The 10,517-nt window shown below is 33.0% G+C and carries 9 protein-coding genes; 7 read left to right on the top strand and 2 right to left on the bottom strand.

Features of this window, described 5'->3' with window-relative positions:
- Nucleotides 1–1,194: 1,194 nt before the first annotated feature.
- Nucleotides 1,195–1,782 (top strand): hypothetical protein, encoded by a 588-nt coding sequence (locus F1Z66_RS08840; protein ID WP_149863255.1) that lies wholly within the window; start codon nt 1,195–1,197, stop codon nt 1,780–1,782.
- A gap of 324 nt (nt 1,783–2,106) precedes the next feature.
- Here the strand turns inward: F1Z66_RS08840 and F1Z66_RS08835 are convergent, their stop codons facing one another.
- Together F1Z66_RS08835 and F1Z66_RS08830 are read right to left on the bottom strand one after the other, a co-directional pair.
- Nucleotides 2,107–2,589 carry a copper resistance protein CopC gene (locus tag F1Z66_RS08835; RefSeq protein WP_195907517.1) on the bottom strand — a complete coding sequence of 161 codons (483 nt, stop codon included), beginning with the start codon at nt 2,587–2,589 and terminating at the stop codon, nt 2,107–2,109.
- Entirely contained in the window at nt 2,571–2,876 is a 306-nt protein-coding gene (locus tag F1Z66_RS08830; protein WP_149863253.1) for a hypothetical protein, read from the bottom strand. Before F1Z66_RS08830 ends, F1Z66_RS08835 begins: the two co-directional genes overlap by 19 nt.
- Nucleotides 2,877–2,989: 113 nt before the next feature.
- On the opposite strand from F1Z66_RS08830, the gene F1Z66_RS08825 reads away from it, so the two are divergent.
- The 6 genes from F1Z66_RS08825 (at nt 2,990) to F1Z66_RS08800 (ending at nt 10,349) form a co-directional block, all read left to right on the top strand.
- A complete protein-coding gene (locus F1Z66_RS08825) occupies nt 2,990–3,691 on the top strand; it encodes a hypothetical protein (RefSeq protein ID WP_149863252.1) in 702 nt (233 codons plus the stop codon).
- Nucleotides 3,692–3,853: 162 nt separating this feature from the next.
- Nucleotides 3,854–5,389 (top strand): copper resistance D family protein, encoded by a 1,536-nt coding sequence (locus F1Z66_RS08820; RefSeq protein ID WP_159357570.1) that lies wholly within the window; start codon nt 3,854–3,856, stop codon nt 5,387–5,389.
- Between the two features lie 43 nt (nt 5,390–5,432).
- Complete coding sequence (locus tag F1Z66_RS08815; protein ID WP_149863250.1) at nt 5,433–6,053, top strand: hypothetical protein; 621 nt, start codon at nt 5,433–5,435, stop codon at nt 6,051–6,053.
- Nucleotides 6,054–6,194: 141 nt separating this feature from the next.
- Nucleotides 6,195–7,589 carry a sialidase family protein gene (locus tag F1Z66_RS08810; protein ID WP_149863249.1) on the top strand — a complete coding sequence of 465 codons (1,395 nt, stop codon included), beginning with the start codon at nt 6,195–6,197 and terminating at the stop codon, nt 7,587–7,589.
- 11 nt (nt 7,590–7,600) lie between these two features.
- Nucleotides 7,601–9,214, top strand: a complete 1,614-nt coding sequence (locus F1Z66_RS08805) for a redoxin domain-containing protein (protein ID WP_149863248.1) — start codon at nt 7,601–7,603, stop codon at nt 9,212–9,214.
- A 16-nt stretch (nt 9,215–9,230) separates the two neighbouring features.
- Entirely contained in the window at nt 9,231–10,349 is a 1,119-nt protein-coding gene (locus F1Z66_RS08800) for a hypothetical protein (RefSeq protein ID WP_149863247.1), read from the top strand.
- The last annotated feature ends 168 nt before the right edge of the window (nt 10,350–10,517 follow it).

Here is a 10,517-nt window from a genome sequence, read left to right as displayed (position 1 = left end):
CTGTATAATTGTCCTTATGACCATGAATTTCAGTGTTCATCACAATTTCCGAACAATAACGCAATGTTCTGAAGAAGAGAATATCTTTAAACTACTCTGTCATTATTATTGTTTTCTTCATAGTTATTTGTTATATCGCCTGAATAAGACTCCATTTAACGGTGTATGTCCAATATCGTTTAATTATAAGGTTTCTGCCATAGTCAATTTATTACTCTAGAAGAACATGACATATAGAATTGTTTATAATTAGCCTAATTTTAACCACAGTGATGATACAACTTCTTTCTTTTATACCATATTTGATATGCCCTTAACTGTGTTGAATTAAAGACTTTCAGATATGATAGGAATTTGTAATCAACATAATATTTAACCACTGCCCATTTTTAATAGTCTTGTAGGATTTTAAAATGTAGTATTTTATATAAAATGTCAAATTCATAAATTTTCAAATTCACACAATTGTATATTCCCTTAATATTGGGTGATCATTTTGGCGCTATGTGTATATTATAATCTATCATAATAAAAGTAATTGTTATGGTATTAAGCTAATGAATAATAATAATTCTATTTAAATAATTCCAAAGACCAAGATATTCTTCAAAAACTTACCTCATATCTTAGCTCTATATTCTATACACATCAATAATTATTCTCAATAAAACATATGGCTATTTCTTTACTTATTCTCTTCCTTTTCTCTGTCCACCCATCAAAAATAATTTATCTTCATTCCTCTCTAGAGAATAGTCTGATTGAAAGAAAGATGCAGTATATCAAGGATAGAACCGAATGCTTTGATGACTACTTTCCATGTAGAATGAAATTGTAAGATGAAACATGTAAGTAACTAGTTAAATCTCTTTGTCGACTATCATAACAAGGAGTTAAAATGCGTTAACTGAACAGAGCCATTCTTGACAGCAGTACATTACTTAACCAACAAAGGATACATATATGTCATTTGCGTCGAAATAAATAAGTTAGAAGTAAAATGGGTGCGAAGAGAGGCTGAATCAAAAAGTATTGAATCTGTCTAGAATGACTATATACTTTGCCTGTAAATTGGTAGTTAAAGGATAAACTATTATTACTATTATTATTAATACTTACAGTTAAGAGTTATTCTTGTTTATGAGATTAGAATCAGTATTTAAATAATTGCATAATTTACTTAAGGACGGAAATATGTCGGAATCAAACAAAACTGAAACTATGACGAATTCTATATCTAGCAGTAATACACAGAAAGATTCAATACTTGATAAAAATAAAGTTAAAAATAATACTGAGTCTAACTTAACCAAATCCAAAGAACATCAATTTCAAGAGATAGTTAGCTGGTTAAGGAAGTGGGGATATGAAACTAAAGATAGCACAAAAGATAATAAGATTGAAGGAATAGAATATCAGGCACAGATTACACCTCAGCTACCATATTCGTCTGGTTCATCTACACCTTTGTTTTTAGAATATCAAAAGGATTTGGATGATGGTTTTATCATAAGGACTACTTTTGAACTTGACAACCAGACGGAAAGTAAAATAAAAGAAGAAAATTTTGATATTGAATATAGCGAATTAGAGAGCATTATATACCCAATGAATATATCAATGATCAAGTCTTATCCATCAATTAATGTATACAAGGTCATGTTTCATGAAGACTTGACAAAGAGACTTTTTTTGGAGGGCTTGACAGGAATAATTCATTCGATGTCGCTTATAATATCCAAAATGAACCGAAGGTCGCGTGAATTAGTGCAACAGGTCTGATATATATTTTGCATCATTCTTGTTTCTAAATTACTTTAATTTATAGGATTGGTATTTACCTGCTTGCTAAATTCATCCTTCTTTTCTGTAAATATCCTTTTTGCCTGTAAAATAATCCTGCGGATATACATGCTCTTGATTTTATCGATTTGATTTGTGCTGTTCTGTACGTTGATTTTTGCGATAAACATATTGTTTTTAAATGTAAAGGATTCTTGCAAATCAGAATTTTGGAAACGAAATCAAAAGAGATCCAAAAGTGTTAGTAAAGAAATATTAAAAAAATTGATAAAGTCTGAGTCATAAAATATATCAATAATCGGATTATTTGATTTCCATCTTGACCTCCTGGTTAATATCATATTGACCAATTCTTTGTAGCATGATCTTGATATTCCATTCGCCATTTTGACTTAGGAAATCTCCATCCAAACCAAACTTCCCATCAGAGATTTTTTCCATCGTTTCACTGATCGGACCAATGCTTTTACCAGGATTGTTAAGCGTTAAATATACATTCTTGATATTGGTAATTGGATTCCCTGACATATCATTTATGGCAAAGTTAAAAGTGTTATGGCCTGTCTTAAATGGTGATATTGATAGTGTCAGATTTGCATTGTCCTTAATAAAGCTAAACTGCTTTAATGTTGGATGATTTGTTGCATTTATTGTCTGTGTATTCGTATTTGCATTTGCAGTCTGTACAGTAAATACATAGGATCCTTTGGTAACGTGGCCATCTTCTTTTGATAAAGCTAACCAGTTTACCGTGTAAATTCCGTCTTTCATCCTTGATTTGTCCAAAGATACAGACAATTTGTTGTCAGCTTCTGATATTGACAGATCTTTTTATCCACTCTGAGGCCATTTTGATCTACTACTTTTATGTTACTTGCCTTGACTTCAGGTAATTGAGTAAAAACAATTGATAGTTTATCTGGAATGGATTGAACAGTTGTAAACTTTTGATTTGGCTTAGGTATATAGGATGCAGGATTTGCATGACCATATACAGGTAATGATTGGTAGCCGCTGATAGTAGCCGCCATAAAAATAAGAAATATTGATACTATGGTTGCAAATGATTTCATATTGGATAATTATATACAATTACAAATAATAATTCCTATTGGTACAAAACTCGAATCAATCTCTTTGTGAGTCCATGTTTAATGTTACCTTTATAAATAAAAAGACATTTAGTTTGACGATAATAGGCATAACACACTCTTCGATAGTTGTACAATATTCCTTAAATATTGACCTACACACCAGAATACTGATGAAAAAATACATTTTTCTGTCTATTGGAGTAGTAGTAGTTGCGTCAATGATGTTATCGCCGGTATTACAGATATTGCAAACATCCTACGCTCACCAAAAAGCCTTGTACAACATAGGAGGTAAAGATTATTTGTTTGTTATTGGTTCCTTAAATGAGCCTGCGCAGGTTGATGATAAAACTGGTGTTGATTTTAGAGCAATGTATCCAGATCCATCTAATCCAACTGATTCTAGAGCAAATGGTACGCAGCCAGTAACTGGATTAGAAAACTCTTTAAAGGTAGAAATTTCTGCGGGAAATAAGAATATGACATCTGATTTGGAACCTGCATTTGGCGAACTAGGAAGCTATGAATCAGAGCCATTCTATCCTACTATACCAACTACATATAATTATAGAATTTTTGGTGACATTAATGGGACAAATTTTGATGTTACATTTTCCTGCAGTCCTGGAGGTGAGGCAGGATCAGTATCGGATAACTCTACCGTACAAATCTCTCAAGGAGTAGAGAGAAAAGCGATAGCAGGAGGATTTGGATGTCCTGAAGATAGAATTGGATTCCCTGAACCATACATCTCGCAATATGAATTAGCTCAGGAACTAAATAAAACTGTTTAATCTATCCATATGTACCTCAATCAATTTTATCTTTTTTCAAGTCAGTAATTGAAAACAAACTCTCGATATAACATGATGCTACTAAATTTCAGAAGCATTTTTTTCTTCTCTTCTCTAATAATTACTCTATTAATTACAATACCTCAACAACAAGATTCTTTTATGTCGTTTGCTCAGGAATCTTTTGATGATTCGTCTACATCTTCATCAATGTCAACAATGACAATGTCAGAGACATCTAGTGAATCGGTAACTTCTAATTTTGATGCCATCTTAAAGGCTGGTTTAATCATTTCCCAAGTGGCTATACTTGGATTAATTTTCAATCACTTTATCCTAAAAAGAACGCTTTATTTACAAAATAAAAATATTCAGCAAGAAGATGGAATATCTATATTTGTATCTGGTATCAAAATTTCAAAAAGATTCATAATCTTGGTATTGGTTTGCTGTATTTTTATTATTGCATTTTCCACAGGAGCCATGTTGCTTCAATCTTATGAATTGGCACAAAATTTGGACCTTGATATATTATCAGCATTTTCCATATTGTATTCTACATCTGTGGGCCAAGTTTGGCTACTTAGAATTCTTTCTTCATCAGTTATACTGGGTGTAATAATCTTTTACTATTTCATATTGAGAAATAGAAAGAAGAAACTAAAGTCATATAACAAAAAATTTGATGGTTTAAATTCTAACGGTTATACAAAGATAGATAGGATTCTTTTAATATCTGTTCTAATTTTGGGATCCATAAACTTGTTCTCTAATAGCATGGTAAGTCATAGTAACTCGTTACCGTCATTTTCTAATATAGATGTTTCTATGGATTGGATTCACTTTATGGCTGTATCTATTTGGATTGGAGGATTATTCTACATTTCTACAATTTTTTTAAGACAATCTCTTGGTTTAAATGACAAGTCTGATTACAAAACAAATTCTGAAAAATCATCTAATGTCTCAGAAAATGCTATTTTGGTGCACTCTACTAGAGCACTTATGTATTTTTCATATATCGCCATTACTGCCATTACCGTGATAGGCATAACAGGATTATACTTAGGATATACTCACATACAGAGTTTAACATCGGTCGTTTTTACTGTATATGGTCAAATTCTTATAGTAAAAATTGCCTTGGCTTTTCCAATGATATTTATTGGCAGGTACAACCAAATTCATATTTACAATTATGCAAAACAAGCAGTTCTTGCGAACCACAGTGGTGTTACAAGGGCAATGGCGGAACCAACAGATAGTAAATTAATTAATAAAAATGTTAACAATATCATAAACAAAAATAAAAACGACGAATCCTTCTTCTTTAAACGAATCAACAAGTCTTTAAAAATAGAATCAATATTGGGGATTTTCGTACTTGTTGCTGCATCTTTTCTATCCGTAACATCGCCACCTGCATTAGAAGCCATGGATCAAGATATGCAAGGTATGGGCGGAATGGATGGAATGAATTCTAGTAGTGTCGGAAATGGAAATGTAGTTGATACTCATAATGTCTTTTCATCTAATATTCTCTTTCTTTATCTTGTTATCGGTATATCAATAATTATTCTGATCATAGGTATAGTTAGTTTTAAAAAGAACCACAAGCAAATAAAAGAATTAAACATTCTATCAACAAATAGTAATGCGGGCACAATGCAAAGCAAAAAGAGACAAAGTAAAGAGTAGTGAGATTATTGGAATATACTATATTGTGCAGTGAGAGAATAAAATGAATATCAAACAAAGGTATGAAAAATACTTTAAATTTCGCCGTATTCGAAAAGACAATAAAAATACTTTTAGAGGTCATCGTAACAGTAAAAGACTTGTCTGCTCAGTTCGGTCTTGTCTGTTTATTGTTGTTATCATCTATTTGATTTCATTACCAAATTATTATTCTCCTATAAATGCAGCAAATTCACCAATAATAGATAATATTGAGTGTGGTGCAATGGAGCAATTTGGATTCCATATTCACGCTCATCTTGACATTTTTGTAAATGCTAATGCTTATACGGTTCCTGCTTTAATTGGGATTACAGATAATTGTTTTTACTGGTTACATACTCATGATCAATCAGGTATAATTCATATTGAATCTCCCGAAGAAAGGAACTTTACACTCGGTCAGTTTCTTGATATATGGAAACAGAAATATGCTCTTGTACAATTATTTAACAATACAATTACTGATAATACCGGTTTGAGTGTTTATATTAATGGAAATATGCAGAGAAATGGTACTAATTATAGAGACATTGTTTTTCATCCACATGACGAAATAGCACTTATTTACGGTGAACCTCCTGCTAACATTCCGAAAAAATATGCTTTTGCAAATGGCTTGTAGCAAGGACATTACAATTTGGCTTTATAGTTTACTAGACCTTTATAATATAAACAATTATTCAATCCGATTGAATGTAATGTGATCGTACCTTCGACGAATGTACAACAAAAATTAAATACTTTTTTTTGGATGCAATGCTAAGTGAAACCTTTTCTTTTCTTAATGCTGTTGATATCATCATCTTTGATTTTGTTTTTAGGAAGTAGTTTTGTATTGATATCTCACGCTCAAACTTCAAATGAAACTCAGGTATCGCCTCTGATTAATGTTACCATGAGTACTTTACAATTCAATCCATCTATTAAAGTTGCAGGTAATGGATCCCATGGTGCGGATATGTACATTGATCCAAAAACCGATAAAGTATATGTAACTTATATAAACACTCAAAATGATGAATCTAATCTTTTCTTTGTCAAATCATTAGATAATAGCACAAATAGTTTTACCAAGCCGATAAGGATAAATGATAAACCAGGAGATGTAATGTGGGATGGAAGAGTCCCTCCTCAAATAGAAGTAACAGATAACGGCACCATCTATACATTGTGGGTATCCTCAAAAGATGCACCTGGATTTATGTATGGTTTTAGAACGCTAAAAATAGCTAAATCCATAGATGGTGGTGAAACATTTGCTCCTGCTGTATCTATAGTTAACAAGAACGATCCAAACCAAGCAAAAGCTTTTCAAACTTTTGACATTTCAGATAATGGAACTATATACGTAGGATCATTAAATTCAGATGTAAATATTTTGAGAAATGGCACCATACTTCAAAATGACACATATGGTTCTCAAGCTAGCCTGATTGCCTCTACTGACGGGGGGAAAACCTTTCACTCAAATGTGGTGATGGATAAGAATGATTGCGAATGTTGCAATGTAAATGTGCTTGCTGCATCTGCAGATGATATTTATACTTCATGGCGAAAGAAGTTCCCTGTTGCACCCAATACAGATCCACAAGTCGACCCCGTAGTAAGAGACATAGTAGTTTCACACTCTTCAGACGGAGGTGCAACTTTCAGTCAACCCGTGAAGGTTGCAAATGACAGTTTTGTATTTGGAGGGTGTGTACATGTGGGAGCACCAATGGTAGTAGACAGCAAAGGAAATCTCCACATAGTATGGTATACTGGTGCAGAGGATCATCCTGGAATTTATTACGCCATTTCAAAAGATAGGGGAAAAACCTTCAGTACTCCAATCCCTGTCCTTACAGGAGATTGGATTCCTCCTCTCAGAGCAGATCTGGCTGTTGATAATAAGAATCACGTTTGGTTAGCGTGGGAAGATTCATACGGACTAACTGCATTAGATGAAAAATGGAAGTTTGAAAATACATCGGCAAACATATTTGTTGAAAAAATATCTAGTAATGATGGCAAAATGACCGAATTTCCACCTGTAAATGGACAAGAAAACGCTCGAGCACCCACAATAGCAAGCGGTAATAACTTGATAGGTGTTCTTTGGAATGGAGATAATTCCATAAATCTCTCTATTCTAAGAACAGATAATAATACAAAGTAAAAATACTAGAAATGAGTTCCAAAGTAGATAAACCTTCTAATAGGTTTTCTTTGACACCTTCAGTAGTTCTTATTATAACTGTGTTTATTGCCAGTAGTTTCTTTATTGGAAATATCTCTTCAAATCATTATAGTTATGGACAAACAGGTGATGACGACAATAGCGATAATAATCAACAGTCAGTCCCAAAAGATAAAGTAAAATCTTATTCTGCACAATCCCTAGAAAATGAAAAACCACTTACAATTGCAACAAATACTACAGGCAAGTTAATCATTTTGAATTCTTGGGCTACTTGGTGTATTCCATGTAGAGAGGAAATGCCTGGCTTAGAACAACTATACAAAGAATATAGTAAAAGCGGATTAGAAGTGGTAGGAGTTAGTGTTGATAGCTTTGGTATGGATGATAGGATAAAGGCCTTTGCTAATAACTTGAATATTACGTATCCACTATGGCATGATCCAAACGACCTTTTTACACGTACTTTTAAAACAATAGGGGTTCCTGAATCTTATTTAATAGACAAAAATGGCACTATTTATCATCAATGGAAAGGTCAGTTTGATCCTATCTCTGCAAAAACAAAATCTTTGATAGAAAATACTCTTCTTGAGGTTTCTCCTGATGCATTTGCTGTTCAATCTGGTAATACCTCTTCTTCATCTGATTCTGCAGGCACTTTGCCTTTATCGTCATTATCATCATCATCAACAGGATCTTCAAGTACCAACTTAGCCCCAGATACCGATAGCGACTTAAAGAGCAACCTTATCACTATAGGAATCCCAATTTCATTTGCTGCTGGTCTCTTGAGTTTTCTTTCACCTTGCATCTTACCTATCATCCCTAGCTTTGTTGCCTTTATAACCGGGATGAGTTCAGATGAATTACTAAATAAAAATCATAAGAATAAATCCAACTCTCTCAAGAAACAAAAGGACTCTACTGCAACTGCTGCTAATACTGCTAATACAACTAAGGACTCTATTACACTTGATTCCAAAGAAATGGAAAAACAACAATCAGTTAAGAGGATATCTGTTATAAAATCAAAAACATTTATCAGAGGATGTTTGTTCATCTTGGGATTTTCCATTGTTTTTGTTGCTCTAGGAGCTTCAATCACTGCGATAGGTTCTGCATTTCATGATTATAGCAGATGGATCGAGATTGTAGGAGGAGTAATGATTATCTTGTTTGGTCTCAATCTACTTGGTGTTCTTAAGATCCCTGGAACACAGCGTGACCGAGGATATAAATTTCCTCAAAGACCTGCAGGACATGTTGGTTCATTGCTTATTGGAATGGGATTTGGAGCCGGCTGGACTCCCTGTATTGGACCAATTTTAGCTAGTATCTTGACAATAGCTGCAGTTACTACTTCTTTGTACGAAGGAGTATTATTACTGATCGTATATTCTGCAGGATTAGCAATTCCCTTCATAATTTCTGCGCTTGCTATTGATAAATATTTGGTAACGTATAGGAAACTCAGCAAATACATGCCGTGGATTCATCGGATAAGTGTGGCTTTGTTGTTGATAATGGGAGTACTGCTTTTGACAGGTTACCTGACCATTTTTACAACTTCACTTGCAGGGACTTTTCCTATGCTTGGATAAGTGGTAGACTGCGCCAATGCTTTATACAAAGAATTTTTTTGTTACTTTAATTGTATCTATCTATTTGTGCTCGATTTATCTGAATATCGGTAATATCGATATTGATCCAACACAGAAGATATATGCTCATAACTTTACTCCAAATGATTATGCATCATTTATTGCATTTGTTGATCAATTTCAAGTTGAATTAAACCTGTTGGAAAGTAACTACATGAGCAAAAATTTAACTCTGGCTAAGATACATTTGGATAAAGCATCCAATTTTTATTTTCAAAATATACTGGCAGAAATAGGAGAACGGGATGAAAAACTGGCACAAGATCTTACAATAGCAATAAGAAGCCTACAGAATATGTCGTCCTTATCTTTACCATCAAATTTGACATCCATTGCAAATAATGAAATAATTAATACCCAACAAGAACAAATAAAACAATTAGTTGCTAATTTGGATGCTAAAATTGATGACATTATAGAATTGGCAAAAGGGCCACAACAAAGTTTAAATCCATTAGATAATCTCGCAGGTATTTTAACTAATATTTTTAACGGTGATCGAAAAGAAACTAAAGATAATACCACTCAACCTTTAAGATTTGTCGAAATTGTAGACAGTTTATTGAGAAATTATGGAAATGCATACGATGTTAACTTTGATATGACCAACATGTCTAACATGGATAAAGTAATGATGATGACTGACCACTCGACAGTGATGACGGATGTTAATAACATTACTGCTGATAGTAATAGCAACAGCAATAATACCGAGAATCCGGGATTGCAAATGGGTGTGAGTTCAGCAACCATGAATGAAACACATACGTCCAACTCTGTTCTAACGATAAATCTGGATAACAAATCAAAAAGCGAATTTGAATTAATGAATATCGCTGAATATCAAACTGCGAGTGCATTGGCTGACAAGTCAATTCAGCTGTTTGATAAAGAATTAAAAAATATGGAATTGAGTAACAAATCTCATGTGTTTGTAGATAAACTTGGAAACGGTTTAGAAGAGATGAATAATTTGGTGAAAGATAAATCCGCACCCATGAATGTCATGATGGTCGTCCATACAAAAATTCACCCTAACCTAATCGGAGCATTTAACTTAAAATTAAACTCCTAATTTTTTGATAGGACTTATATAAATACATAATATTATTCCAATTATCTAGCTGAAAAATTTGAAAGACTGTTTGTTAAAAAATTGGTTCATCGGATTCGAATTAAACCAGATCTTTATGATCTTATAAAAGACAGCAGAAATCCAATTATTTTTAAATAATGGATTGAG

Origin of the sequence: Candidatus Nitrosocosmicus agrestis, assembly GCF_008389435.1 — an archaeon.
GTDB classification, from domain to species: domain Archaea; phylum Thermoproteota; class Nitrososphaeria; order Nitrososphaerales; family Nitrososphaeraceae; genus Nitrosocosmicus; species Nitrosocosmicus agrestis.
This window is presented reverse-complemented; position numbering and strand designations above follow the sequence as displayed.